We start from the raw sequence: 714 nt of genomic DNA on the forward strand, positions 1-714 counted from the left end.
CAGATTGATAGGTTTAAATTGTTAAAGAGCTTCTCTTCGTTGTGACTTACATCACTTCGGAAGAGGCGGCCATTCTAGCGACTTAATTCTCAGTGTCAAACACTTTTTGAAAATTAATTTCTACTTTCTAAAAGTAGAAGCGAAATATCGCTTTAAGCTAGTTGCCGAACTAACATTCTTCGCTGAAGCCTTGTGGCGTCTGCCGTGTCAGTGAGGCGGCATTATAGAGATGCTCCTCACATTGGCAAGCTTTTATTAAAGAAAAATACAGAAAAAGAGGCTAAGTGGGCAAATATCGCCCAAAGGCTTATTTGTACAATAATACACTCAACATTTGTACAAATTACCCACACACACCTGTGGATAAGTTAAGCATTACTCTCGAAAAAGTAGGTAATTCTAGCCCTAGGATTAAGGTACTCTTGAACTTGCTCTGGTAATTTACTTGGATGCACGGCACTCGCAATCTTTATATCTTTACTTGCAAGGTCAATGATCGGCGCTTGAGTACTAGGTACGCTCGGATCATAGATTAAGACATTTGGATAAAGAATATGATCGGCATTTACTGAAATAACAATACCGATAGAGTCATTAGATAACTGAACTACCGTCCCAGGGGGGTAAACTCCCATTAGCTTGACCAAGTGATTCAAGTTCTCATGGCTATATAGATGTTTACAACTCTTATATAGATGAGACAAAGCCAAGTAT

Annotated in this window: 1 pseudogene; it reads right to left on the reverse strand. The window is 38.9% G+C overall.

Features of this window, described 5'->3' with window-relative positions:
- Window positions 1-368 precede the first annotated feature (368 nt).
- Window positions 369-714: pseudogene (locus KIV40_RS31470) on the reverse strand (HD family phosphohydrolase); the annotation flags it as partial.

The sequence above is a fragment of the Vibrio sp. D173a genome, from assembly GCF_030248475.1.